General features: G+C 71.8%; 20 protein-coding genes. 13 read left to right on the top strand and 7 right to left on the bottom strand.

Translation table 11 applies throughout. The annotated features are described in order from the left end of the window. Window positions 1-3: 3 nt before the first annotated feature. The 3 genes from glgA (at window position 4) to ACWEFL_RS05110 (ending at window position 3684) form a co-directional block, all read left to right on the top strand. The gene (glgA, locus tag ACWEFL_RS05120; protein WP_451707605.1) at window positions 4-1167 is read left to right on the top strand and encodes a glycogen synthase; all 1164 of its coding nucleotides are present in this window, start codon (window positions 4-6) and stop codon (window positions 1165-1167) included. Window positions 1168-1552: 385 nt separating this feature from the next. Continuing rightward, window positions 1553-3016 carry an SDR family NAD(P)-dependent oxidoreductase gene (locus tag ACWEFL_RS05115; protein ID WP_451707603.1) on the top strand — a complete coding sequence of 488 codons (1464 nt, stop codon included), beginning with the start codon at window positions 1553-1555 and terminating at the stop codon, window positions 3014-3016. Window positions 3017-3510: 494 nt separating this feature from the next. After that, entirely contained in the window at window positions 3511-3684 is a 174-nt protein-coding gene (locus tag ACWEFL_RS05110; RefSeq protein ID WP_451707600.1) for a hypothetical protein, read from the top strand. 224 nt (window positions 3685-3908) lie between these two features. Here the strand turns inward: ACWEFL_RS05110 and ACWEFL_RS05105 are convergent, their stop codons facing one another. From ACWEFL_RS05105 to ACWEFL_RS05095, 3 genes are all read right to left on the bottom strand, one after another. Beyond that, window positions 3909-4262 (bottom strand): DUF6087 family protein, encoded by a 354-nt coding sequence (locus ACWEFL_RS05105; RefSeq protein WP_451707597.1) that lies wholly within the window; start codon window positions 4260-4262, stop codon window positions 3909-3911. Window positions 4263-4420: 158 nt separating this feature from the next. Next, on the bottom strand, window positions 4421-5827 hold the full coding sequence (locus ACWEFL_RS05100; protein WP_451707594.1) for a lipase maturation factor family protein: 1407 nt from the start codon (window positions 5825-5827) through the stop codon (window positions 4421-4423). Next, complete coding sequence (locus tag ACWEFL_RS05095) at window positions 5827-6354, bottom strand: DUF1990 family protein (RefSeq protein ID WP_451708097.1); 528 nt, start codon at window positions 6352-6354, stop codon at window positions 5827-5829. Before ACWEFL_RS05095 ends, ACWEFL_RS05100 begins: the two co-directional genes overlap by 1 nt. Window positions 6355-6594: 240 nt before the next feature. Here ACWEFL_RS05095 and ACWEFL_RS05090 point away from each other — a divergent pair, with 240 nt between their 5' ends. From ACWEFL_RS05090 to ACWEFL_RS05075, 4 genes are all read left to right on the top strand, one after another. After that, entirely contained in the window at window positions 6595-7863 is a 1269-nt protein-coding gene (locus ACWEFL_RS05090) for a DUF6777 domain-containing protein (protein ID WP_451707591.1), read from the top strand. Window positions 7864-7920: 57 nt separating this feature from the next. Next, entirely contained in the window at window positions 7921-10029 is a 2109-nt protein-coding gene (locus ACWEFL_RS05085; protein WP_451707588.1) for a SpoIIE family protein phosphatase, read from the top strand. 119 nt (window positions 10030-10148) lie between these two features. Next, a complete protein-coding gene (locus ACWEFL_RS05080) occupies window positions 10149-11504 on the top strand; it encodes a wax ester/triacylglycerol synthase family O-acyltransferase (RefSeq protein WP_451707586.1) in 1356 nt (451 codons plus the stop codon). Window positions 11505-11671: 167 nt separating this feature from the next. Continuing rightward, the gene (locus ACWEFL_RS05075; RefSeq protein WP_451707583.1) at window positions 11672-12532 is read left to right on the top strand and encodes an Fpg/Nei family DNA glycosylase; all 861 of its coding nucleotides are present in this window, start codon (window positions 11672-11674) and stop codon (window positions 12530-12532) included. A gap of 128 nt (window positions 12533-12660) precedes the next feature. Here the strand turns inward: ACWEFL_RS05075 and ACWEFL_RS05070 are convergent, their stop codons facing one another. Then, entirely contained in the window at window positions 12661-13335 is a 675-nt protein-coding gene (locus ACWEFL_RS05070) for a hypothetical protein (protein WP_451707580.1), read from the bottom strand. A gap of 245 nt (window positions 13336-13580) precedes the next feature. Here ACWEFL_RS05070 and ACWEFL_RS05065 point away from each other — a divergent pair, with 245 nt between their 5' ends. The 4 genes from ACWEFL_RS05065 to ACWEFL_RS05050 all read left to right on the top strand — a co-directional run bounded on the left by ACWEFL_RS05065 (window position 13581) and on the right by ACWEFL_RS05050 (window position 17916). Beyond that, the gene (locus tag ACWEFL_RS05065; RefSeq protein WP_451707578.1) at window positions 13581-14381 is read left to right on the top strand and encodes a LytR/AlgR family response regulator transcription factor; all 801 of its coding nucleotides are present in this window, start codon (window positions 13581-13583) and stop codon (window positions 14379-14381) included. 161 nt (window positions 14382-14542) lie between these two features. Next, window positions 14543-14923, top strand: a complete 381-nt coding sequence (locus ACWEFL_RS05060) for a hypothetical protein (RefSeq protein ID WP_451707576.1) — start codon at window positions 14543-14545, stop codon at window positions 14921-14923. A 36-nt stretch (window positions 14924-14959) separates the two neighbouring features. Continuing rightward, window positions 14960-16693: a sodium/solute symporter gene (locus ACWEFL_RS05055; protein WP_451707574.1), complete on the top strand. Its 1734-nt coding sequence runs from the start codon at window positions 14960-14962 to the stop codon at window positions 16691-16693. After that, on the top strand, window positions 16690-17916 hold the full coding sequence (locus ACWEFL_RS05050) for a sensor histidine kinase (protein ID WP_451707571.1): 1227 nt from the start codon (window positions 16690-16692) through the stop codon (window positions 17914-17916). The genes ACWEFL_RS05055 and ACWEFL_RS05050 overlap by 4 nt, the downstream gene beginning before the upstream one ends. Before the next feature lie 267 nt (window positions 17917-18183). Here ACWEFL_RS05050 and ACWEFL_RS05045 read toward each other — a convergent pair whose 3' ends face one another. Then, entirely contained in the window at window positions 18184-18705 is a 522-nt protein-coding gene (locus tag ACWEFL_RS05045) for a hypothetical protein (RefSeq protein WP_451707568.1), read from the bottom strand. Between the two features lie 229 nt (window positions 18706-18934). Then, entirely contained in the window at window positions 18935-19486 is a 552-nt protein-coding gene (locus ACWEFL_RS05040; protein ID WP_451707565.1) for a sigma-70 family RNA polymerase sigma factor, read from the bottom strand. Window positions 19487-19810: 324 nt separating this feature from the next. Here ACWEFL_RS05040 and ACWEFL_RS05035 point away from each other — a divergent pair, with 324 nt between their 5' ends. Then, the gene (locus ACWEFL_RS05035) at window positions 19811-21004 is read left to right on the top strand and encodes a CapA family protein (protein ID WP_451707562.1); all 1194 of its coding nucleotides are present in this window, start codon (window positions 19811-19813) and stop codon (window positions 21002-21004) included. A 192-nt stretch (window positions 21005-21196) separates the two neighbouring features. Here the strand turns inward: ACWEFL_RS05035 and ACWEFL_RS05030 are convergent, their stop codons facing one another. Next, a complete protein-coding gene (locus ACWEFL_RS05030; RefSeq protein ID WP_451707560.1) occupies window positions 21197-21655 on the bottom strand; it encodes a universal stress protein in 459 nt (152 codons plus the stop codon). 319 nt (window positions 21656-21974) lie between these two features. Here ACWEFL_RS05030 and lysX point away from each other — a divergent pair, with 319 nt between their 5' ends. Continuing rightward, window positions 21975-25262, top strand: coding sequence for a bifunctional lysylphosphatidylglycerol synthetase/lysine--tRNA ligase LysX (lysX, locus tag ACWEFL_RS05025; RefSeq protein WP_451707558.1), 3288 nt, complete (start codon window positions 21975-21977; stop codon window positions 25260-25262). Window positions 25263-25339 lie beyond the last annotated feature (77 nt).

Here is a 25339-nt window from a genome sequence, read left to right as displayed (position 1 = left end):
AGGGTGAAGGTGGGACTGCTCACACGCGAGTACCCCCCGGACGTCTACGGCGGCGCCGGGGTCCATGTGGAGTTCCTCGCCCATGAGTTGAGGGCGCTGACCGAACTGGAGGTGCACTGCTGGGGTGAGGGCGAGGCCGAAGGGGTACTGCGCCATCGGCCGGCCGAGGGGCTCGCCGGAGCCAATGACGCGCTGCGCACCTTCTCCGTGGATCTGGCGATGGCCGCCGAACTGGCCGGGCGCGAACTGGTCCACTCCCACACCTGGTACGCCAATCTCGCGGGCCACCTCGCCAAACTCCTCTACGGCGTGCCGCATGTGATGACCGCGCACTCCCTGGAACCCCTGCGCCCCTGGAAGGCCGAGCAGCTCGGCGGCGGTTACGCTCTCGCCGGCTGGGCCGAGCGCACGGCGATCGAGGCCGCCGACGCGGTCGTCGCCGTCTCGCGGGGGATGCGGAACGACATCCTCGCCTGCTATCCGGCCCTCGACCCCGCCGCCGTGCGCGTCATCCACAACGGCATCGACACCCGCCTCTACCGTCCCGACCAAGAGACGACGGCACTGCAACGGATCGGCGTCGACCCGAACCGTCCCTACGTGCTCTTCATCGGCCGGATCACCCGGCAGAAGGGCGTGCCCCACCTGCTGCGCGCCGCCCGCACGTTCGACCCGGAAGCGCAGCTGGTGCTCTGCGCGGGCGCGCCCGACACGCCGGAGCTCGAAACCGAGTTCCGGGAGCTGGTCGACGAGCTGGACCGGATGCGGGACGGAGTCCACTGGATCCCCGAGATGCTGCCCCGCCCCCAGGTCATCCAACTGCTCACCCACGCGGCCGTGTTCGTGTGCCCGTCGGTGTACGAGCCGCTGGGCATCGTCAATCTGGAGGCCATGGCCTGCGGGACGCCCGTCGTCGCCTCCGCCGTCGGCGGCATTCCCGAGGTCGTGGACGACGGGCGTACGGGTCTGCTGGTGCCGTACGACGCCCGGCGCCCCGAAGCCTTCGAGTCGGCCTTCTCCCAGTCGGTGAACCGGGTGCTCGACGACCCGTTCGAGGCCACCAGGATGGGCGTGGCCGGACGTCAGCGAGCTGTGCGCGAGTTCGGCTGGGACCAGGTGGCCCGGCAGACGTACGAGCTGTACGAGGAACTGCTGGAGAAGGCGTGACGAGGCACGGCGGCAGCCGTGCGGCGGGTGTGCGCGGCAGGTGTGTGACGGCCGGGGCCGGCGTCGACCGCGACCAGCAGCCGTAACGCCGTCCCCGGAAACGGGATCCGCGCTACGGAGAACGACCGGCCGGATGCGTGCGGACTCCAGGGGCCTCGGCCGACCGCGAGGTCCAGGCGGCCCGGCTCCGGGACCGACCGCGAGGTCCAGGTGGCCCGGGACCTCGCGCGGCCGTGCCGGGCATCGTCACGGCGGGGGAGCCGTGGACCGGGGTGCGCGACCCTCATTTGGCCCACACCCGGCCGGGCCGTAAGGTTGCGCATTTGGAACCCGCAGAACGCGCGTGGACGCGCTCGTGCCCGCGCTCAAGGAAACGGCAAGGCTCATGACGGTGACAGAGGACAGTCCGGCGTACGGACCGGGGATCGACCCTGAGCGGCTGGCCGTCTGCCTGAGCGTGCTGGACGAACTGGACCGGCTGGAGGTCGACCACCCGGACGCGATCACCGTCCGCCGGGCCACGGCGGGGATCTACCGGACCGTGAAGCAGCGCCGTCGCCAGGAGCGGCGGGCCGCCAAGACCGCGCACGACAAATCGGTCACCGAGGCGACGGCCACCGGCTCCGCCGAACGGATCGACGACGAGACCGAAGGACTCCTGCCCTCGTCCTCCGTCACCGGAGAGATCGCGGGGATTCTCCAGCGCCCGCGCTCCTGCTACATCTGCAAGACCCGCTATGTCGAGGTCGACGCCTTCTACCACCAGCTCTGCCGCGAATGCGCCGCCGAGAACCGGATGCGCCGGGACGCCCGTACCGATCTGACGGGCAAGCGCGCCCTGCTCACCGGCGGGCGCGCCAAGATCGGGATGTACATCGCGCTGCGCCTGCTGCGCGACGGCGCGCACACCACCATCACCACGCGCTTTCCCAACGACGCGATCCGCCGCTTCAAGGCGATGCCCGACAGCGACGACTGGATCCACCGCCTCCGGATCGTGGGGATCGACCTCCGCGACCCCGCTCAGGTCGTCGCGCTGGCCGACTCCGTCGCGGCCCGGGGATCCCTGGACATTCTGATCAACAACGCCGCGCAGACCGTGCGCCGCTCCCCGCAGGCGTACCGCGAACTCGTCGCCGCCGAATCCGCCCCGCTGCCCATGGGCGAGCTGCCGCCCGCGCAGATCATCGGTACTTTCGGCAGTGGTGCCGTCGAGTCCGTGGCCGCGCTGCCGTCGGCGACGGGCGAGGGGCTGACCGCCGAGGACGTCACCGGTCTGGCACTGGTGTCCGGCTCGGCGACCCCGGCGCGTATCGAGGCCGGCACCGCGATCGACGCGGGCGGCCTGGTGCCGGACCTCCACGCCACCAACAGCTGGGTCCAGACCGTCTCCGAGGTCGACCCGGTGGAGCTGCTGGAGGTCCAGCTCTGCAACTCCACCGCGCCGTTCATCCTGATCAGCAGGCTCCGCCCGGCCATGGCCGCCGCCGAGGCCAAGCGGACGTACGTGGTGAACGTCTCCGCGATGGAAGGCGTGTTCAGCCGCGGCTACAAGGGCGCGGGCCACCCGCACACCAATATGGCCAAGGCGGCGCTGAACATGCTCACCCGCACCAGCGCCCAGGAGATGTTCGACTCCGACGGCATCCTGATGACCGCCGTCGACACGGGCTGGATCACCGACGAGCGCCCCCACCCCGACAAGATGCGCCTTGCGGACGAGGGCTTCCACGCACCGCTCGACCTGGTCGACGGGGCCGCCCGCGTGTACGACCCCATCGTGCGCGGTGAGGCCGGCGAGGATCTGTACGGCTGCTTCCTCAAGGACTACGCCCCGGCGAACTGGTAGCCCGACCGGGGCGGCGCGCGGCCATCGCGCCCCGGCCTTCGAGGCCGGCGTCTTCGGTGGCCGGAGCCTTCGGTAGCCGACCTCTTCGGTCGCCGCCGTGGATACGAAACGCGCCATTTCCCCGCGTACGAGACGACCGGGACAGCTCCGGCTTCCGTGGCCGGGATGGGTTCACCGTGAACTCATCCCGGCCACTGCCTTTGCTGCTCCATTCGGGTGGCGGCCCGTAGCGGCGCGCTGACCGGGCATCCAGGCCGTAAAGCCTGGTGCCCGCTCAGTTCGGTGGCCTGAAATGGGTAGAATTTCCGGCCCCATCGAGCATGCCCTTGCTCATTTGGTTACTCTGAGGGCCACGGACGTCTCCAAGGGACCCAAAAAACCTCCCTTGGCCGTCCTGGGACACGTCTGCAACCAGGCTGCGGTCCCGCCCGAATGCCGGCGCCACCGCGACCGAACGGCCCCTGTCCCAGTTACGCGACACAGAGGAGTGCGCGGTGACACCTGATGTGAAGAAGCACGAGACCCGGCCCCCGGAACGCACCGGCGAGCGGGTCACCCGGTCCGACGAACTCGGCAGCCTGGAAGTCTGGGCCCGGTCGGCCCCGATCCGGCTGGCCGGCTACGAGGATGACCTGGCCGAACCGCATATCCTGCCCGGAATCGACTGATCCGGTACGGTTCCGGACTCTTCGGTCCGGACCGCACCGCCGACCCGCCCGGCCCGGCCCCTTGGGAACCGGCCGGGCGAAGAGCCCGGAGCGTGCCCCCGCGGAGACCCGCGGGGGCACAGCCGTCCCCAAGCCCCGCATCGTGCTCCCCGACGGCCGCGCCCCCGGGCGCGGACCGCCTTCAGTGGGCCGCTACCGAGGTCGCCGCCCCCGGCCCGCCGAGGTCAGCGCGGGTCCGGCCGCGGCGCTCCGCGCTTGCGATGTCTCCCCGTCCCCGGGCCGGGGTCCGTACCGCCGTCCGCGGGGTCGACCTCGCCCTCGGCCGTCGGCCGTACCGTTTCCGGGGCGGTCTCCGGACAGTGCGGCTCCGGATGCAGCAGCCGCCTCGCCTCGGCGAGATTCCTTGCGATCGTGTGCAGCTCCCAGGCGTGCCCGTTCCAGCGCTCGACGGCGCGCGGCGCGTCCGGACGCAGATGCGCCCCCCTCGGTTCCCCGCGCCCCACGATCGGCACGGCGCGGAGCCTGCCGATCCTCGCGTCGCGGCGCTTCACCCAGTCCGAGAGCGGCTCGTCGTTCATCGTGCGTTCCCCATGGTCGGCTGCTGCTCCTTCAAAAGGGTAGCCGTAGCAGGGGAGTTGGGAATGCCCGGAATGGGTGGCCTTCGAGCGGCGGCGGCGACCGGCAGGGCCCGGCCGGCCGCCCCGCCCGGACCGAGGCCCCGCCTGCCCCGCCCGGATCAGCGCAGCCGGGTCGGCGGCAGGAACTCCCGCACGCCGTCGCGGTGCCACCACGCGCCGGTCGTCCGCAGCTCCCGCCAGGTCGTGTAGCGGTACCGCCAGATCCGGGCCCGCACATGAACCGGCGGAGCGTCGGGGAACGGATTGCGGCCGAGCAGCCGCAGGGTGTCCCGGTCCCCAGCCAGCAGCCGCTCCACGAAGGGGCCGAACCAGGAGCGGGCGTAGACGGGGGAGAGGGCGGCGAACCACATCATCCAGTCGAGCCGCAGATGGTACGGCGCGAACTGGCGCGGCAGCCTGCGGACATCCGTGGGCTTGCCCTTGAAGCCGTACTCCCGCCAGACCGTGCCCGCGTGCGGCTCTCTCTCGTCCGTGCCCTCCATCACCAGCTCGTGGCGCACCCGGCCCACCGTGCCGAACGCCCCGTAGGAGTTGACCAGATGGAACGGGTCGTAGGTCGTGTTCATCCGCTGCTCGCGCGAGACCAGATTGAGCGCGGGGTAGTAGCTGCGCACCACCACCAGCGCGGTGACGGCCATGACCACCACGGCGTACCAGAGCGGCGGGCCGGGCAGCCGGGGCGCGGACACGACGAGGGAGGTGTCCACGGCGGAGAGGGCGAGCACGATCGTCAGCCAGTTCAGCCAGGCGAAGTTCCCGGAGAGGACCAGCCACAGCTGGGTGCAGATGATCAGGCCCGCCGCGACGCTCGCGACCGGCTGCGGCGTGAAGAGCGCGAACGGCACCACCAGCTGGGTGACGTGGTTCGCCGCCACCTCGGCCCGGTGGAGTGGCCGGGGCAGCCGGTGGAAGAACCAGCTCAGCGGGCCCGGCATCGGCTGGGTCTCATGGTGGTAGTAGAGGCAGGTCAGATCGCGCCAGCACCGGTCGCCCCGCAGTTTGATCAGCCCCGCGCCGAACTCCACCCGGAACAGCACCCAGCGCAGCAGGAACAGCACCAGCACCGGCGGAGCCGTACGGTCATTGCCCAGGAAGACGGCGAGAAAGCCGGTCTCCAGCAGCAGGGACTCCCAGCCGAAGCCGTACCAGGTCTGTCCGACATTGACGATCGACAGATACAGCACCCAGAGCACGGCCCACCAGACCATCGCGACCGCGAGCGGCAGCCGGTCCGCCGCTCCCGCGACCAGCGCCGCCGACAGGGCGACCCCCGTCCAGGCGCAGAGCGCGAACAGCCGGTCGGAGTAGCGCAGTCGGAACAGGCCGGGAGCCCTTCCGGGCGGTGTGCGGCGCAGATACGCGGGCACCGGCAGCATGCCCCTCTCGCCGATCAGCGCCCGGAACTGCAGGGCCGCGGTGAGAAAGGCGACCACGTACACGGCGGCCAGGGTCCGCTGGAAGATCAGCCGGCTCAGCCAGTAGCCGCCGTCGCCGAACCACTCCATCACCTCCAGTATCGGTCGGCGGCCAGCCGCCGCACGGTGTCGCCCAGCCGTCGGGCGTACGCCTTCTGGAGGACGGGCACGAGCGGGCCGGCCAGCCGGGTGTACCAGCGCGCCGGACGGCTGAAGGCCATCACGGTGAACCACACCGAACCGTCGTCCCGGATGTCGACGACGAAGGACTCCTCACCGCGCTCGGGGTGCCCGTCCAGCGTTCCGTAGGCGAAACCCGTACGGTCCCGTCCGTACGACACCCAGACGATCTCGCAGGGCGCGGCAATCCGCAGCGGGCCCGGACCGGCCGAGACCTCGACCCGGACCCCGGCTTCGGCGCGCTCGGCCGTGGCCCGCAGCCGGACCCCCGACGCCCGGTGCATCCGCCAGGCGGTGACGGCCGCGCCCGCCGCCTCGAAGACCTCGCGCCCGCGGCCGATCCGGACCGTGTGGTGCAGATGGTGGTAGCCGTCCGGCATCGGGCCGAGGAGGGTGGCCCCCACCTCGGGGTAGGTGAGGGTGCGCCGGGCGGGCACGGCCGGCTTGGACGGCGCCCGGCGTCCGCGGGACGAAGCGGCGGCCGTCAGGCCGAGCCTCGCGATCCGGTCGACCAGCGCGGACACACCCATCACACCCCAGGGCTCGAACGGGATCGGCTCCCCTGCCCGCCGAGCGTATGCGCCCGATTGAACGCGTCCAAGTCGCGGCGGTGTCAGGAATCCGGCAGAACTTGAGGGGTCAGAAGGACGATCATGGTGCAGAGGCGGGAGAGGTTCGTGCGTCCCAAACGTTGTCGATGGTCCACTCGTCGCCGGTGGTCGTCCGCCGCCGCGCTGTCCGCCACCGCGTCCCTCGGAATCCTGCTCTCCGGGTGCGGCGACAGCCCCGCCCCGCCCGCGCCCGACAGGGACGAGGAAGTCCTCCTGCAGCCCGCCGTCGGCCAGGGCCCCGATCCCTACACCGCCACCACGGTCCGGGAACTGTACGTGCCCGCTCCCGCGCCCCTCGCGCTGCCGGCCCCCGAGAGCGGCCAGGCCACCCGTGGCCAGACCCTGCGCACCGTCTCCGGCGCCACGCCGGGCCTGTACGGGGGCACGCGCTTCGCCGGCAGCTGCGACGTCGAACGGCAGCTCACGCTGCTGCGCGCGGACCCGGCCAAGGTGCGCGCCTTCGCGGCGGGCGCGGGCATCGACCGTGAGCGCGTCCCCGGCTTTCTGCATGAGCTGACCCCCGTCGTCCTGCGCACCGACACCCGTGTCACCAGCCATGGCTTCAAGGGGGGCTCGGCCGTCGCGCGGCATGCCGTGCTCCAGGCGGGCACCGCCGTACTCGTCGACCGGCACGGCGCGCCGCGCGTCCGCTGCGCCGGCGGCAACCCCCTCACGTCCCCGGTCGCCGTCAAGGGCGCGGTGATCCACAAGGGCCGGCTGTGGAAGGGGTACCGGCCCGACCGGATCGTCGTCGTCAAGTCGACCCCGCGGGCCATGGGGCGCCTTGTCATCGTCGACGTCGCCCATGACACCTGGGTCGACCGGAGGACCGGCACCGACGGGGAGCAGGACAAGCGCCCCGAAGTGCTGCCGCCCGTCGTCCCCGACGACATCTACGCCTACCCGCCGTCCCAGACCCCCGCCGACCCGCCCGACCAGGAGAGCGACACCGGGACCGAGTCGCCGTCCCCGTCCGGCGATCCGGACGAGACCCCGGCCGATCCCGGTAGGCAGTCCGACGAGGGGACCGACTCTGGCAGACCGTCCGACGAGGGGACCGACTCCGGTAGGCAGTCCGACGAGGGGACCGACTCTGGCAGACCGTCCGACGAGGGGACCGACTCCGGTAGGCAGTCCGACGAGGGGACCGATCGCGACGCGCCCGGCAACGAGACCGACCCCGATGTGCCTTCCCGCGAAGACGCCGAGCGCGATGCGCCTTCCGGCGACGAGACCGATTCCGGTAGGCGGTCCGGCGAGGAGACCGACCCCGACGACGCCGACCCTCTCCTCCCCGAAAAGCGGTCGACGGGGCCGGACGACCACGAGGACTGATCGATGCGATCGCGCCACCCGGTCGAAGAATCCGACAAATGATGGCAGAGTGGCCCCATGGTTGATCGGGCAGCGGGGGCCCTGACGCTTCCCGACGACTGGCCGGCCGGACCGGACCGGAGCTTGACCCTCAATCGCATGGGCAGCTTCGACTGGGACCTGGCCAGTGGACTCATGCATCTGGACCAGCCCGCCCACCACGTCCTCGACATGCGGCCAGGCGAGTACGACGGCCGCCACGAGAGCCTGATCGCCCGGGTGCCCTCCGAGGACGCCGCCCGGCTGGACGCACTGGTGGCACAGGCGATCAAGAACGGCAGCGAGCACTACGGTGTGTACTTCCGCATCCGCCGCCGCGACGGCAGCCTGCGCTGGATGCACACTCAGGGCTGTGTGCGCCGTGACGGCACCGGCCGCCCCCAGCGCGTCATCGGCATCGTCCGCGACGCCACCGAGGAACTGGCCGGCTCCACCGCCCGTATCGCCGCCGACACCGAGCGGCGGTGGCAGACCAGCGTCGTCGAGTCCACCACCGCCGCCCTGGCCCGCGCCCGGACCGTGCAGGACGTCATCGATGTGCTCAAGGACGCCCGAGGCCCGGAGATCTTCGGCGCGACCAGTCTGGTCATGGGACTGCTGGAGCCCGGCGGCCGGATCCATCTGGTCGCGGGGGACCCGGAGGAAACGTTCGTCCCCGGAACGCGGTACACCCGCGTGGAGGATCAGTACCCCATGAGCGAGGTCGTACGCACCCTCGCTCCCCGCTTCATCGAGGGGCCGGCGGACTTCGCCGACTCCTATCCGGTGCTCTGGCCCCATATCGAGGATCTGGGCGTCAAGGCCGCCGCCTATCTGCCGTTGATCGCCCAGGGCCGGCCCATCGGCGCGTTCGGCCTTCTGTACGGCGACCGGACCCGCTTCACCTCCGAGGAGCGCAATCTGCTGATCGCCCTGGGCAGCAGCATCGCCCAGAGCGTCCAGCGCGCCGTGCTCTACGACCAGGAACACGACCTCGCCGAAGGGCTCCAGCAGGCGATGCTGCCGCGCCGGATCCCCGACGTGCCCGGCGCGCAGATCGCGGTGCGCTACCGGTCGGCCCGTATGGGCCGGGACATCGGCGGCGACTGGTACGACGTCATTCCGCTGCCCGGCGGCCGGGTCGGCGCGGTCATCGGGGACGTACAGGGCCATGACACCGACGCGGCGGCCGTCATGGGCCAGCTCCGCATCGTGCTCCGGGCGTACGCGGCCGAGGGCCACACCCCCTCCGCGGTGATGGCACGCGCCTCCGTCTTCCTGCACGAACTGGACACCGACCGGTTCGCGACCTGCCTGTACGCCGAGGCGGACCTCTCCAGCGGAGTGGTCCAGGTCGTCCGCGCCGGGCATGTCGACCCGCTGCTGCGGGACACCGACGGCAGTTGCCGCCGGCTGCCCGTGGAGGGCGGGCTGCCGCTCGGCCTCTCGGCGGAGTTCGGGCGGATGGAGTATCCCGTCACCACCGTGGAGCTGGACCCCGGGCAGACCCTGCTCCTGTACACCGACGGTCTCGTGGAGATGCCCGGCGAGGACCTCGACGACGGGATGCAGCTGCTCTCCGCGCTCGTCCGCAGCGGCCCCCGCGACATCCAGCGACTCGCGGACCATCTGTGCGACGTGGTCGAGGAGCGGGGTGGCGAGGACGATGTGGCCATGCTGCTGCTGCGCCGCCGCGGCGTGCTCACCCCCAGGACGGGCGGCCGGCTCCATCAGCACGTCGCTCAGAACGACCCCGACGCGCTGCGCTCGGCCCGGCACATGGTCCGTTCGGCGGTACGGGCCTGGGGCGCGCGAGAGCGCGTCGACGAGATCGAACTGGTAGCCGATGAGATAGTCACCAATGCCCTGCTGCACACCGACGGCGGTGCCGACCTCACCGTCCGTGTGCTGTTCGGTCCCCAGCGACGGCTGCGGGTCGAGGTGGAGGACCGCTCCAGCGCACTGCCCAGACGACGGGACGCGGGGGAGTCCGGGGTCTCCGGGCGGGGCCTGCTGCTGGTGGACCGGTTGGCGGACGCCTGGGGCGTGGACTCGCGCGGCCACGGCAAGTGCGTGTGGTGCGAGTTCGCCGCACCGGACCCGGAAGCGGACGGATCGGCGGAGCCGAACGACCGGCACATCGGGTGACAGCAGAGGCGCGCGTCGCGAATCCGTTGTTAACTGTGCGTGAAATGATCGTACTTGACCGTAACCGACCGAAGGCGATTGACTGCGCATTCCCTGGCCTTCTAGGACATGAGGACACCGTGAGCAGCGAGCTACTCGCCCCACTCGACCTGGCGTTCTGGCACCTTGAGTCAGCGGGTCATCCGATGCACCTCGGCGCGCTCGCCTTCTTCTCGGCCCCCGCCGGGGAGGGGGACCTCGACGACGACGGCGTCCTCGAACTGCTCGCCGCGCGCGCGACCGCGATCCGGCGGCTGAGAATGCGGGTACGGGACGTACTGCTGCCCGTCGGCGGAGCCGCCTGGGCCGTCGACAAAGACTTCGACGTACGGCGGCATGTCCACCGGCTCCGTCTCCCCGGCGGCGACTTCACCGCCGAGGCCACGGCCATCGCCGGTGAACTCATGGAACGGCCCCTCGAACGCGGACTGCCGCCATGGGAGATGTATCTGCTCACCGGCGCTCCGGGCGGCTCCTTCGCCGTCCTGGTGAAGCTTCATCACGCTCTCGCGGACGGGATGCGCGCGGTCGCGATCGGGGCGGGGATCTTCGACGAGATCGCCGACCCCCGCGGTGTACGGGCCCGTTTGCTGCGGGCGGCCCGGCCCGCGCCCGACCGGCCGTGGTTCGCCGACCCCGGCCGGCTCATCGGCTTCGCCCGTGACCGCATCGACGATCTGGGCCGGGCGGTCGGAGTGGGAGCTTCCGTCGTACGTGCCAGCCGTCTCGACCCGCGGGGGCTGCCCGCTCTCGCGGCGGGCTCCAGCGGCACCCGGCGGCTCGGTACGAAGGTGCTCGATCTGGAGGACGTACAGCTGGTCCGCAAGGCGGTCGGCGGCACCGCGAACGACGTCCTCCTCTCGATCGTCGCGGGCGGGCTCAGACGCTGGCTGAGCGAGCGCGGCGACCATCTGCCCCTGAGCGGACCGCGCGCCCTGGTCCCCGTCTCCCGCCGCAGACCGGGCAGCCCGCCCGGCTCCGGCAACAAGCTCTCGGCCTACCTCCTCGAACTGCCGGTCGCCGAGGCGGATCCGCGCGCCCGGCTGACCGCGGTGCGCACCGCAATGGACCGCAACAAGGCGGCGGGCCCGATGAAGGGCGCCGGCGCGGTCGCGGTCCTCGCCGACCAGCTGCCGCCCCTGGCCCACCGCTTCGGCGCCCCGCTCGCCGGGGGCGCGGCGCGCATGCTCTTCGACGTCCTGGTCACGAGCGTGCCGCTGCCCCGCTCGGCGCTCTCCCTCGGCGGCTGCCCCCTGCGCGAGATCTACCCCATGGCCCCTTTGGCGCGGGGCCAGTCCCTGGCGGTCGCCCTGACGACGTACGGCGGGCAGGTCCATGTGGGCCTGGTCGCCGACGGCAAGGCCGTCCCGGATCTGGACCGGCTCGTGTGGGGGCTGGCCGAAGAGCTGGACGAACTGCGGGAGCTCGCGCGGTAGATCCCGGCGCGAGCCGCGCCCCGCGCGTGCTCCGCCGCACGCAAGGGGTTCCGCCGAGGAGGTCCGGACCACCGCGACCACGACGGCCCCGCCCGTACGCCGTCACCGCCCTCGGGCCGCGCCCGCCTGAAACTGCGGCATTCCCTCCACTGCGGCACCCTGGATTCATGCCGGAACTGCCCGAAGTGGAATCCCTGAGAGAATTCCTCGACGCCCATCTCAAGGGGCAGGAGATCGCCCGCGTCCTGCCGCTCGCCATCAGTGTCCTCAAGACGTACGACCCTCCCCTCACCGCCATCGAAGGGGCCACCGTCACCGCCGTCGACCGGCACGGAAAATGGCTCGACATCAGTGTGGGCGGACTCCATCTGGTCATTCATCTCGCCCGCGCGGGATGGCTCCGCTGGAAGGACGAGTTCCCGGCCGCACCGCCCCGGCCCGGCAAGGGCCCGCTCGCCCTGCGTACCGTCCTCGCCTCCGGCGCCGGCTTCGACCTCACCGAGGCCGGGACCGCCAAGCGCCTCGCCGTCCATCTCGTCCGGGACACGGCCGAGGTGCCCGGCGTCGCCCGCCTCGGCCCCGACCCACTGGCCGACTCCTTCGACCGCGAAGCCTTCGCCGCGCTCCTCGCCGGGGAGCGGCGGCAGATCAAGGGAGCGCTGCGCGACCAGAGCCTGATCGCGGGCATCGGCAACGCGTACAGCGACGAGATCCTGCACGCCGCGAAGCTGTCGCCCTTCAAGCCCGTGGGGAATCTCGGCGACGACGAGATCACCGTGCTGTACGAAGCGCTGCGCACCACACTCGGCGAGGCCGTCGAGCGCTCACGCGGGGTCGCGGCGGGGCGGCTCAAGGCCGAGAAGAAGAGCGGGCTGCGGGTGCACGGGCGCACCGGGGAGCCGTGTCCCGTCTGCGGGGACGCCATCCGCGAGGTCTCCTTCAGCGAATCCTCGCTCCAGTACTGCCCCACCTGCCAGACGGGCGGCAAGCCGCTCGCCGACCGGCGGCTCTCCCGGCTGCTCAAGTAGCGGACGGAACCCGTGACGGGCGACGGGCGACGGGCTACGTACCGAGGCCGGGGAACAGGGTGCGTGCGGAAGGCAGAGCACAGGCGCGCTTTGGAAGCCGGCGGGCGGACCGGCCGCGGACCGACCGTTCAGCCTGTGAGCGTGACCAGGGGCCTCCCGTCGAAGGTGCGCACCTCCCAGCGGCCGATCCGGTCGCTGGGCACATCCGTGCTCCCTTGGATGTCCAGCGCCTCCTCACCGCCGGGGGAGCCGGTCCCATAGCCCCCGGCAGGCACTTTCCAGCTCAGCACCGGACGTTCGATCCCGTCTCTGTCGACTGCGAGCAGCCGGCATACGGCGGGTCCCTCGAGCCCCGTGAGCCGCATTGTGACCGCCGTGCCCCAGGGCTGGTCCTCCACCGCGGCGGACGCGGTGACACCGGTCGTGGCGTCAGTCGCCGTGACCCGGACCGCCGACCCGTCCGGAGCCCGGTCCGCGCCGCGAGCGGCGAACGCCCCTGCCGGCAACGCGATGATCAGCGCGGCAGCGGCCATGATCAGCCGGAACCGCCTCCTGCGGCTGCGCCGCCGTATCAGAGAGACCTCGTCGTCCAGCCGGTCGAGCAGCCGGAGCGACGGAGAAACGCGGGGGGCCCCGAGAGCGGCGAGTTCGGAAAGCGCGGAAGCCGCCGTGCCGAATTCCGAAAGCTGTACTGTGCAGAGCACGCAATCGGAGAGGTGTTCCTCGAACCGGAATGTGTCGCCGGGCTCCAGGACGCCCAGCGCATAGGCGGCCACGTCCTCGTGCCGCTGCTGGATGCTCATGGCGTCCTCGATTCCTCATTCGTGCCACCGCGTCCCTCGCGTTCGGACGCCGTTGAATACGGACTCAAGCCGGGTTGTACTCAACTCCGCGGGCGATGACAGCCCCGGACTTCTCCCGCCTTTCACCCCCGGAGCCGAACCGGTTCCGGTCCCGTGAGCCGCCGCGGCCGTCCGGGGCTGGTTCGCCGGCTCCCGCCACACGAGCACCGTGGCCCGGTGGCCGGAGCACCCTTACACTCCGCAGCATGCTGCGCGCACTGGCCGTCGACGACGAGAAACCGGCACTGGAGGAACTCCTCTACCTTCTGCGCTCCGATCCCCGGATCACCAGCGCCGAGGGAGCCACCGACGCCACCGAGGCACTCCGCCGGATCAGCCGCGCCCTCGACGCGGCGCCCGACGGCGACGACGGCATCGACGTCGTCTTCCTCGACATCCATATGGCCGGACTCACCGGCCTCGACGTGGCACGGCTGCTCGCCCGCTTCGCCCGCCCCCCTCTGATCGTCTTCGTCACGGCCCACGAGGGCTTCGCCGTCCAGGCGTTCGACCTGAAGGCGGTCGACTACGTCCTCAAGCCGGTCCGCAGAGAACGGCTCGCCGAGGCCGTACGCAGGGTCCGCGACCAGGTCCTCACCACCCGCGACAACCGGCCCCCGGACCCGTCGACCTCCGCGGCCGGTCCGGCGAGCACACCGGTGCACAGCAGCGCCGACCAGATCCCCGTGGAACTGGGCGGGATCACCCGGTTCATCCAGATCCACGACATCGCCTACGCCGAGGCCCAGGGCGACTACGCCCGGCTCCACACCGAGGACGGCGGCAGCCATCTGGTCCGCATACCGCTCTCCACCCTGGAGGAACGCTGGGCCTCCCGAGGCTTCGTACGCATCCACCGCAGCCATCTCGTCGCCCTCGCCCGCATCGACGAACTCCGCCTCGACGCCGGGGCGACCACCGTGCGCGTGGGCTCGGCGGAACTCGCCGTCAGCCGCCGCCACGCCCGCCAGCTCCGGGACCTGCTGATGCGCCAGGCAGGCGGCTGACCGCCGTACGCCCGCCGTCGGATCCGCCACGCCGACCGGGTCCGCCACGCCGACCGCACCCCGCGAGGACGCCTCTCCGTAGACGTCTACCGTCGGTAATCGCTCCTGCGTAGACTCCCAGACTCCCGATCCTCCGACCCTCCCCGAGAGAGCGGACGACGATGTCTGCAGAGCAACGGCCCCGCCGAGAGGTGGTCACCGGCGTGCCCCGCGCCGCCAGGCGCGCCCCCGGCCACGCGCCCGCCCGGTCCGAGATCAGCGAGCACACCACGCTCGGCGCGACCTATGTCCGCTCCCTGATGCGCAGCCAGCTGCGGGCCGCGCTCTACGCGCTCGGCACCCTCGCCCTCCTCGTCGGCACCCTCCCCCTGCTCTTCGCGCTGCCCGCCGCCCTCGACGGCCGCTCCCTCTCCCCGGAGCCGTTCGTCTGGGCCGCGCTGGGTGTGGCGGTCTACCCCGTCATGTGGCTGACGGCCCGCCGCTACGTCCGCCGGGCCGAGCGCAACGAGGAGGACTTCATCAGGCTCGTGGAAGGGCGCTGACCCCTTGCCCACGCACCCGCACCCGGGCGCGCCCCGGTGAACCAGGCGTACGCGGTCACCGCCGTCACCGTCGTGGTGCTCGCCACGGTCCTCATCGGCGGGCTGGGCCTGCGGATATCCCGGACGACCTCCGACTTCTACGTCGCCTCCCGCACGGTCAAACCCGGCCTCAACGCCGCCGCCATCAGCGGCGAGTACCTCTCCGCCGCCTCCTTCCTCGGCATCGCCGGACTGGTGCTGCTCCAGGGCCCCGACATGCTCTGGTACCCGGTCGGCTACACCGCCGGCTATCTCGTCCTGCTGGTGCTCGTCGCGGCACCGCTGCGCCGCTCGGGCGCGTACACCCTCTCCGACTTCGCCGAGGCCCGCCTCGAATCCGCCGCCGTTCGACGACTCGCCAGCCTCTTCGTCGTCGGCATCGGCTGGCTCTACATGCTGCCCCAGCTCCAGGGCGCGGGACTGACGCTGGAGATCCTCACCGGAACGCCCGGCTGGGTCGGCTCGGTCGTCGTCGCGTTCGTCGTCACCGGAGCGGTCGCGGCGGGCGGGATGCGGAGCATCACCTTCGTGCAGGCGTTCCAGTACTGGCTGAAGCTCACCGCGCTGCTCGTGCCCGCGCTCTTCCTGGTCGCCGCGTGGGCCGGGGCCGACGCGCCGCGCGCGAGCTTCGACGCGCCCGCCGTCCTGCGGGAGCACACCACCGTACGGCTGGACGACACCGTACGGATCGAACTGGACCGGCCCCTGACCCTCACCGTCGACGGCGAGATCGACGGCAGAGCGTACGAGGGCGGGACGGTCACCCTCGACGGGGGCGCGCACAAGCTGGAGCGGGGGACGACCCTCGGCCTCCCCGCAGGAGCGGAGGTCCCCGAGCGGGTCACCTCCGGGAGCGACCCGGCGAGCTGGTCCCAGCCGCTGTCCGGCGGCCGGGACGGCTACCACCTGTACGCCACCTACGGGCTGATCCTCGCGACCTTCCTCGGCACGATGGGACTTCCGCACGTCGCCGTCCGCTTCTACACCAGCCCCAACGGGCGCGCCGCCCGCCGCACCACCCTGGTGGTACTCGGACTCGTCGGGGCGTTCTATCTCCTGCCACCGGTGTACGGCGCGCTCGGCAGGATCTACGCCCCCGAACTCGCCCTCACCGGTGACGCGGACGCGGCCGTACTGGTGCTGCCGGAACGGATCCTCGGAGGGACGGCAGGGGATCTGCTCGGGGCGCTGCTCGCGGGCGGCGCGTTCGCCGCGTTCCTGTCGACCGCGTCCGGGCTGACCATGTCCGTCGCCGGGGTCATCTCGCAGGATGTGCTGCCCTCGCGGGGCGTACGGCACTTCCGGCTGGCGACCCTGCTCGCCGTGGCGGTGCCCCTCGCCCTGAGTGTGGTCGCCACCCATGTCCCGGTCGCCGACGCCGTCGGACTCGCGTTCGCCGTCTCCGCCTCCTCGTTCTGCCCCCTGCTCGTCCTCGGCATCTGGTGGCGCGGGCTCACCCCGCCGGGCGCGTCCGCCGGGCTGGTCATCGGCGGCGGATCCGCGCTGACGGCGGTGATGGCGACGCGGGCGGGACTCGCCCCCGAGGGATGGGCGCACACCCTGATGGCCTGGCCCGCCGTCTGGTCGGTACCCCTCGGCTTCCTCACCATGGTGCTGGTGTCCCTGGCCACCCCGCGCCACATACCCCCCACGACCGGCGCGATCCTCGCCCGGCTGCATCTGCCGGAGGACCTCGTCGGCCGTACCCAGCCCGAAGGAGCGGAGCGATGACCGGTACCGAGACGGCGGCGCTGGCCGCCGCCGGAGTGGTCGTCCTCGTCGTGGGCATCGTGCTCGGCCGCCTGGTCGAACGCCGCGGCGGCCGGGCCGATCTCGACCTCGGCACCCCCGTCGAACGGGCCACCTTCCACACGCTGCACACCGCGTCGCTCGCCGCGCCGCCGCTGCGGGCGGGCCTCACCGAGGACACCGCGCGCAAAGCGGCCCGCCGGCTGCGCTCGCTGCTGGGCACCGAGGCGCTCTGTCTCACCGACCGCGAGACCGTGCTCGCCTGGGACGGACCCGGCGCCGACCACCATGCGTGGCAGGTGATGGCACGCGTCGCCGAGACGCTGGAATCCGAGCGAGGCCAGAGCGTGCACACCGAGTGCGAGGATCTGGAGTGCCCGCTGCGGTGGGCCGTGATCGCCCCGCTGACGGGTGAGGAAGGCGTGCTCGGCGCGCTCGTCGCCTATGGCTCGCGGGAGTCGGCCGTACGGGCGCGCGCCGCGACCGAAGTGGCCCGCTGGGTCTCCGTCCAGCTCGAACTGGCCGAGCTGGACCGGTCCAGAACCCAGCTGATCGAGGCGGAGATCCGCGCCCTGCGCGCCCAGATATCGCCGCACTTCATCTTCAACTCGCTGGCCGCGATCGCCTCGTTCGTCCGGACCGACCCGGAGCGGGCACGCGAACTGCTGCTGGAGTTCGCCGACTTCACCCGCTACTCCTTCCGCCGGCACGGCGAGTTCACCAACCTGGCCGACGAACTCCGCTCGATCGAGCAGTATCTGGCGCTCGCCGGGGCGCGCTTCGGCGACCGGCTCAAGGTCACCCTCCAGGTCGCGCCGGAAGTCCTGCCGGTCGCGCTGCCGTTCCTCTGCCTGCAGCCGCTCGTCGAGAACGCGGTCAAACACGGCCTGGAGGACTCCACGGGCGAGTGCCGGATCATCATCTCGGCACAGGATGCGGGGGCGGAGGCCATGGTGACGATCGAGGACGACGGTGTGGGCATGGATCCGGCCGAGCTGCGCCGCATTCTCGCGGGGGAGCGTCCGGGGTCGGCGGGGATCGGTCTGTGCAATGTGGACGACCGGCTGCGTCAGGTGTACGGGGACGACTACGGGCTCGTCATCGAGACGGGCGTCGGCGCGGGGATGAAGATCGCGGTCAGGGTTCCCAAGTACCGGGCCGGAGTGCATCCGTCGCCGGGCCGCGGGACCACCGCGTTCTCCTGAGCCGTCGGGCTACCCGGCCGCAGGGCCGCGCACCACCGGGCCGCAGGGCCGGCCGTGGAACCATCCGGCCGTCGGGCCGTTGAACGACCGGGCCGACGCACCACCGGGCCATCGCACCACCGGGCCGCCGGACCGGTTGGATCTCCTGGCCGATCGGGTCTCCGTATCGATCGGGTCTCCGTGCCGATCGGGTCTCCGTGCCGATCGGGTCTCCGTGCCGATCGGGTCTCCGTGCCGATCGGGTCTCCGGCACGCCGGGCCACCGGGTCAGAACAGATGGATCGACAGATGGCCCAGCGGCAGCCCCAGCTCCCAGGCCGGCGTCCATGTCTTCTCGGACTCGTCCACGCTCAGATCCAGCGGATTCGCGGAGTGCCACGGTTCCGAGCCGCCCAGATCGGCGGCGAGCAGCTCGGTCCGCCCCAGCCATCTCCAGGAGTCCTTCGCCAGCGCCAGATCGGGATCGGGTCTGCCGCCGAGTCCGCGCTCGCGCTCCTCACGGAGAGCCAGCCGCTGCCGTACCCACTCCGGCCAGGGATGGCCGTACGAGGTGAGGTTCAGCCACTCCTCGATCCTGGCCACCGCCCGCGCGCCCGCGAGTTCGTCGGAGTTGTCGCAGAGATAGATGGTCAGCGCCAGCGTCTCCCGGCCCGCCCGGTACTCCAGGGAGCCGCTCTCCACGAGAGCGCCCGTGCGGAGCATCTCGTCGGCGATGTACTCGGCGCACAGCCATGCCATCGGGATTGCCAGCGCTTCTCCGCTGGTGTCGTTCGTGCTCTCGGGCTGCACCTTCCCACCTTCTTCCGGACGACTGCGTGTCGACTCGGTCATGAGCCTCCACCGAGTGACACGGTCACGGGCGCGTCTTTACTCAACTTCACCGTGACGTTTCGCATACTCCGGCCCCTTCGCCGTGGCCACAGAGGGCGGCGAGACCGGCGGGGCGTCCGGGACGCGCGTGGTGATCCGGTGATCACAAGTGAGGGGCAGAGGCTCCGACGCGGTGGGGAGACGGGGGTCAGCCGGCCGTCCGGTGCGAGCGCGTGTAGCCGGGGAGGCAGCGGGCGAGCGCGCGGAGCGCGTAGTACGTGCGCGACTTGACGGTCCCCGGCGGTATGCCGAGCGATTCCGCGGCCTCGCTCACGCTCAGCCCCTGGAAGTAGATCCGGACCAGCACCGCCCGGTGGTCGGGGCTCAGCGACGCGACCGCCGCGCGGACGTCGAGCGCCGCCACGGAGGTCTCGGTGATGTCCGAGGGATCGGGGGTGGTGGCCAGCACACCGTCGCCGATCTCGGCGGGACGGGCGAGCCGGGAACGGCGGGCGTCGATCGCGAGGCGGCGGCCGACGGTGAAGAGCCAGGGCCGCATCGACTCGTACGGGCCGTGGAACGCCTCCGGATGCTGCCAGGCCCGTACGAGCGTCTCCTGGAGCAGATCCTCGGCGCGCTGCTGATCCCCGTAGGTCAGCCCCTGGAGAAAACTGAGCAGAGCGGGGCCGTGTTCGCGTTGCAGGTCCACGATGGCCCGCTCGTCGGTGGTCGGGGAAACGGTCACGGTCGCCGTCGCCATGGCCAACACCCTTTCGTGCGGTCGTCACAGATCCGATGGGTCGCTCTCCTGCGGGGGCTGTGTGGCGTATACGAACCCATCCGGACCCGGAGCGACAGCCGGATCGCCCCGGTCCTCGGTGAGTGGTCGCTCGAAGCGGTGAGTGGTGCGGTGAGCGGTCGGCCGGTCGGACGGCCGGGGAAACGGGCCGATGAACGGAGGGCGGCCGGATCGGGCGGGTCCGTTCCGGTGATCGGCTCGACGTGTCGCTTGATCCCGGACGATCCACCCTGTGCATTTCGGATTGTCGTATCGAAATCTGTTTGCACTCGTAGGGAGTCGCTCATGGGACGTTGCAAGCGATACGGAACGGCCACGGCCGCCGCCCTCCTCCTCGGGGCCGTCGCCGCCTGCTCCGGGACCGACGCCGACCAGGCTCTTCCGGGCTCGCGGGCCGCCGGGCCGTCCGAGCCCTCCGCCGTGGGCGGCCCGCACCCGGAGCGCGGATTCACCCTCGTCGCGAGCGGTGACGTCCTGCCGCACGACTCGGTCATGCGCCAGGCGAAGACGGGCTCGGGGGCGGACGACTACGATTTCCGGCCGATGCTCGCGGGAGTCCGCTCGGTCGTCTCGCGGGCGGATGTGGCGATCTGCCACATGGAGACGGTGTACGGCGAGAAGGGCGACTACAGCGGCTACCCCCTCTTCACCTCACCGCCGCAGATCGCCCGCGCGCTCGCCTCGACCGGCTACGACGCCTGTTCCACCGCCTCCAACCACTCCCTCGACGACGGCGCCGACGGGATCAGGCGCACCCTCGACGCCCTGGACACGGCCGGTGTCAGACACAACGGCTCCGCTCGCACGGCCGCCGAGGCGACCACCCCCGCCTGGCTGAAAGCGGGCGGTGCCAGGATTGCCCAACTGGCGTACACCTACGGCACCAACGACCGCCCGTTCCCCGAGGGGAGGCCCTGGGCGGTCTCCCTCATCGACGAGCAGAAGATCGTCAGCGACGCCCGCGCCGCCAGGAAGGCCGGAGCGGACGTGGTCGTCGTCAGCCTTCACTGGGGCACGGAGTGGCAGACCGATCCCGATGAACAGCAGCTCAGCCTGGCCAGGAGCCTCACCGCGTCGACGACCGGAGGACGCCCCGACATCGATCTGATCCTCGGCACCCACGCGCATGTCCCGCAGGCGTACGAGAAGGTCAACGGCACCTGGGTGATCTACGGCATGGGCGACCAGATCGCCGGCGTCATGGACGACGGCTCGGGCCGGCACGACCCGCGCGGCAATCAGGGCACCATCGGCCGGTTCACCTTCGCGCAGCCGGATCGGCCGGGGCGGCGCTGGGAGGTGCGGAAGGCGGAGTTCATCCCGCAGCTGATGGACACGGGGGCCGGGCGGGTCGTCAATCTGCCGGACGCGCTGGCGCGGAACGCGGGCCGGACCGACTACCGCGACGCGCAGAAGTCGATCAGCGAGGCGGTCCTCGGCCGGGGCGCCGCGAAGGACGGACTCACCATGGGGCGCTGAGCCGGGCCCGGCGCGCGGCGACCGCGCGCGGGGCGTTTCAGCTCGCGGCGGCTCGGTTCGTGACGGCCCGGTTCACGGCGGCCGGGTCCACAGCTGCTCGGTTCGCGACGGCCGGGTCCACGGCGGCCGGGTCCACGACGGCCCGGCGCGCCGGGCCCGCCCCCACCGTCCGCCCGTGACCCCTGTCCCGCGTCACGGCACCACCGTCACCGGCCAGCGCCCGGCCCTGACCAGGCGCACCGCCACCGAGCCGATGAAACGATGCCCAGCCGACTCGGACAGGCCCACCACCACAGCGTCCGCCGTCAGTTCGTCCGCCGCGCTGACCAGACCGGAGTACGGATCACCGGGAAACGTATGGAACTCCCAGCGGATGTCCCAGATCCCCCGCACCTGTTCGGTCGCCGCCCGGATCTCGGCGACCAGCCCCTCCGCGATCTCCCCGGTGGTGTCCGTCACCGGCGCCCCGAGCGCCGCGCCCGACGGCATCACCGGCTGGACGTAGACGATGGCGAGCAGCGCGTTCTGCCGCCGGGCGAGACCACTCGCGTACGCCACCGCGCGCAGCGACGAGTCCGATCCGTCCACACCGGCCACGATGACCTTCGGGCCGTCGGTCCCGCGCTCGAAACGCTGAGGCTGCTCTTCCACACCATCGAGGTTAGGTCCTATCTGATGGATCCTGCTGGGCTCGCGTGGCCTGGCACCTTCCCCCTGGGCCTGGCGGCCCGGGAGGTACCCCCATCCTGGGCCTGGTGGCCCGGGAGGTACCCCCATCCTGGGCCTGGTGGCCCGGGAGGTACCCCCATCCTGGGCCTGGTGGCCCGGGAGGTGCCCCCACCGCATGGGCTCCCTCCTGCGCCTCGCGATCCACGGCAACAGACCCCGCTCACTGATCCAGCCTGATCCATCAGACAGGCCCTGACCGCTCCAACAGGCGAGTCGGCCGTGGTCTCTTTAGAGTCTGATCATGAGCGTCACGGTGGAGGAGCCCACATCGGTCCGCGGCCACTGGATGAGCAGAGTGCCCGGCGCGTTCGCGATGATCTTCGGTCTGCTCGGGGTGTACTGCGCGGCCATCGCGCTCATTCCGCCCTTGCGCGTACTGCTCCGCCCGGTCACCCGATTCCTCGACGTGGTCGTCGTGCCCGTCAGCGCGAACCTCGCCTACGCCGTCTTCCTGCTGCTGCTCGCCGCGGCCGTGGGCGCCCGCAAGAAGACCGCGTGGCGGCTGGTCGTCGGCTATCTCGCCCTGCTGGTCTTCGCCGACGCGCTGCTGCTGGTCTTCGTCGTGGAGTGGATCTGGATCGCCAATCTGGTCTTCTGCGCCGTCGCCCTGACGGTTCTGGTGGTGGCGCGCGGACAGTTCTACGCCCTGACCCGGCGCGGGGCGTTCCGGCGGGCGCTCCTCGTCCTGGTCCTCGGACTCGTCGCCGGAATCCTCGTCGGGTGGGTCCTCGTCGAACTGTTCCCCGGCGGCCTGCCCCGGTCCCAGCGGCTGCTGTGGGCCGCCAACCGCGTCCTCGGCGGACTCGTGTCGACCGAGGCGTTCGACGGCCGGCCGGCCCGCTTCCTCTTCTTCCTCCTCGGCCTGTTCGGCGCGATCGCCCTGCTCGCCGCCGCGGCGAGCCTCTTCCGCTCCCAGCGCATGGAGGCCGCGCTGCACGGCGACGAGGAGGCCCGTATCCGCGCGCTGCTCGGCGCGTACGGCCACCGGGACTCGCTCGGCTACTTCGCCACCCGCCGGGACAAGGCCGTCGTCTTCTCGCCCAGCGGCAAGGGCGCGGTCACCTACCGCGTCGAAGCCGGCGTCGCCCTCGCCAGCGGTGACCCCATCGGGGACCCGGAGGCATGGGGGCCGGCCATCGACGCGTGGCTGGACGTCGCCAGACGCTACGCCTGGGCCCCGGCGGTGATGGGCGCGTCCGAGGAGGGCGCCAAGGTCTACGCCCGCTCCGGGCTCGGCGCGATCCAGCTCGGCGACGAGGCGATCCTGCACGTGGCCCGCTTCGACCTCGCAGGCCGGGACATGCGAGTGACCCGGCAGGCGGTGAACCGGGTACGGCGGACCGGGGCCACGGTACGCGTCCGCCGTCACTCCGCGCTGACCGACGACGAGATGCGCCTCATCGTCGAGCGGGCGGACGCCTGGCGCGACACCGAGACCGAACGCGGCTTCTCCATGGCGCTCGACCGGCTCGGCGACCCCGCCGACGGAGACTGTCTCCTCGTCGAGGCGTTCGACGCCGACGGCGGACTGATCGCCCTGCTCTCCTTCGTCCCCTGGGGCCGCGACGGCATCTCCCTCGATCTGATGCGCCGCGACCGCGCCGCGCCCAACGGCGTGATGGAGTTCATGGTCGCCGAGGTCTGCGCGCAGGCGGCCAAGATCGGCGTCCGCCGGATCTCCCTGAACTTCGCCGTGTTCCGCTCCGCCTTCGAGGAGGGCGCCCGGATCGGGGCGGGCCCCGTCCTGCGGATGTGGCGGGGACTGCTGCTCTTCTTCTCCCGGTGGTGGCAGCTGGAGGCCCTGTACCGGTCGAATGTGAAGTACCAGCCCGACTGGTATCCCCGCTTCCTCTGTTACGGGGACGCCGGCTCCCTCGCCCGCGTCGGGCTGGCCTCCGGGATCGCCGAGGGCTTCGTCTCCGTGCCGAGCCTTCGCGACCTCTGGGGCAGGGGCCACGCAGGGAGCCTCACCGCCGGCCCCGTCAGCACCGCGGGACTGCCCTCCATCGAAGCCCTCGCCCTCCCCGGGCCCGAAGAGCCCGGAACGCCGGGGGAGCCGGTGCTCCCCGAGCAGACCCGGATCCGCCACCGCAAGCTGGAGCGCCTGCGCGAGGCCGGGGTCGACCCGTACCCCGTCGCCACCGCCCGCCGCACCGGCACCCTCGCCGAGATCCGCGCCGCCCATGACGCGCGCACGGGACAGACCGCGACCGTCGCCGGCCGGGTCATGGCCGTACGCGACTTCGGCGGCGTCGTCTTCTCCGTACTGCGCGACTGGTCCGGCGACCTCCAGATCGCCCTCACCCGCGACCGCTGCGGGCCCGAGATGCTCAAGAGCTTCACCTCCGGCATCGACCTGGGCGACCACATCACCGCCACCGGCACGATCGGCGTCAGCGACAAGGGCGAGCCGTCGGTGTTCGTGACCGGATGGCAGCTCACCGGGAAGTGCCTGCGCCCCCTGCCCCACAAACGGCACGGACTCGCCGACCCCGAGGCCCGCGTCCGCCACCGCTATCTGGACCTGGTGGCGAGCCAGGGCGCGCGCGATGTCGTACGGCAGCGTGCCGCCGCGATCCAGGCACTGCGGCAGGGGCTCCTCGACCGGGGTTATCTGGAGGTCGAGACGCCGATCCTCCAGCAGATCCACGGCGGCGCGAACGCCCGCCCCTTCACCACCCACATCAACGCCTACGACCTCGATCTCTATCTGCGCATCGCCCCCGAGCTGTATCTGAAGCGGCTCTGCGTCGGCGGCCTGGAGAAGGTCTTCGAGATGGGCCGGACCTTCCGCAACGAAGGCGTCTCCTACAAGCACAACCCCGAGTTCACGATGCTGGAGGCGTACCAGGCGTTCGCGGACTACGACGTCATGCTCGATCTGACCCGCGAACTCATCCAGGGCGCGGCCACCGCGGCCTTCGGCTCGCCCGTCGCGCACCGGGCGGGGCCCGACGGCAGACTCGTCGCCCATGACATCTCCGGACCCTGGCCGGTGAAGACCCTGTACGGCGCGGTGTCCGAGGCCCTCGGCGAGGAGGTCGACGCCGACACGGAGGAAGCGGTGCTGCGCCGTCACTGCGACCGGGCGGGGGTGCCGCACGAGCCCGCGGCCACCCGAGGCGATGTGGTGCTGGAGATGTACGAGCGGCTGGTCGAGGAGCGCACCCTGCTGCCCACCTTCTACAAGGACTTCCCCACCGACGTCTCCCCGCTGACCCGCCAGCACCGCCGCGATCCGCGGCTCGCCGAACGCTGGGACCTCGTCGCCTTCGGTACCGAGCTGGGCACGGCGTACTCGGAGCTGACCGACCCCGTGGAGCAGCGGCGCAGGCTCACCGCGCAGTCACTGCTGGCGGCCGGCGGCGACCCGGAGGCGATGGAGCTGGACGAGGACTTCCTCGACGCGCTGGAGTACGCGATGCCGCCGACCGGTGGGCTCGGCATCGGGGTCGACCGGATCGTCATGTTCCTCACCGGGCTCACGATCCGCGAGACCCTGCCGTTCCCGCTGGTCCGCCGTACCTGATCGGTGACCTGTTCGACTGCTCTCATCGGGGTGTTTTCGCCCGATCGAGAGTGTTGATGAGCGTTTCGGCACACCGA

It is taken from the genome of Streptomyces sp. NPDC004838 (assembly GCF_053600955.1).
This window is presented reverse-complemented; position numbering and strand designations above follow the sequence as displayed.

What these genes read in the sequence shown, in the direction of transcription:
- ACWEFL_RS05115 (WP_451707603.1), top strand. Translation starts at nt 1,553, where the DNA reads ATGACGGTGACAGAGGACAGTCCGGCGTACGGACCGGGGATCGACCCT.
- ACWEFL_RS05105 (WP_451707597.1), bottom strand. Translation starts at nt 4,262, where the DNA reads ATGAACGACGAGCCGCTCTCGGACTGGGTGAAGCGCCGCGACGCGAGG.
- ACWEFL_RS05100 (WP_451707594.1), bottom strand. Translation starts at nt 5,827, where the DNA reads ATGGAGTGGTTCGGCGACGGCGGCTACTGGCTGAGCCGGCTGATCTTC.
- ACWEFL_RS05085 (WP_451707588.1), top strand. Translation starts at nt 7,921, where the DNA reads ATGGTTGATCGGGCAGCGGGGGCCCTGACGCTTCCCGACGACTGGCCG.
- ACWEFL_RS05075 (WP_451707583.1), top strand. Translation starts at nt 11,672, where the DNA reads ATGCCGGAACTGCCCGAAGTGGAATCCCTGAGAGAATTCCTCGACGCC.
- ACWEFL_RS05070 (WP_451707580.1), bottom strand. Translation starts at nt 13,335, where the DNA reads ATGAGCATCCAGCAGCGGCACGAGGACGTGGCCGCCTATGCGCTGGGC.
- ACWEFL_RS05065 (WP_451707578.1), top strand. Translation starts at nt 13,581, where the DNA reads ATGCTGCGCGCACTGGCCGTCGACGACGAGAAACCGGCACTGGAGGAA.
- ACWEFL_RS05060 (WP_451707576.1), top strand. Translation starts at nt 14,543, where the DNA reads ATGTCTGCAGAGCAACGGCCCCGCCGAGAGGTGGTCACCGGCGTGCCC.
- ACWEFL_RS05050 (WP_451707571.1), top strand. Translation starts at nt 16,690, where the DNA reads ATGACCGGTACCGAGACGGCGGCGCTGGCCGCCGCCGGAGTGGTCGTC.
- ACWEFL_RS05040 (WP_451707565.1), bottom strand. Translation starts at nt 19,486, where the DNA reads ATGGCGACGGCGACCGTGACCGTTTCCCCGACCACCGACGAGCGGGCC.
- ACWEFL_RS05035 (WP_451707562.1), top strand. Translation starts at nt 19,811, where the DNA reads ATGGGACGTTGCAAGCGATACGGAACGGCCACGGCCGCCGCCCTCCTC.
- lysX (WP_451707558.1), top strand. Translation starts at nt 21,975, where the DNA reads ATGAGCGTCACGGTGGAGGAGCCCACATCGGTCCGCGGCCACTGGATG.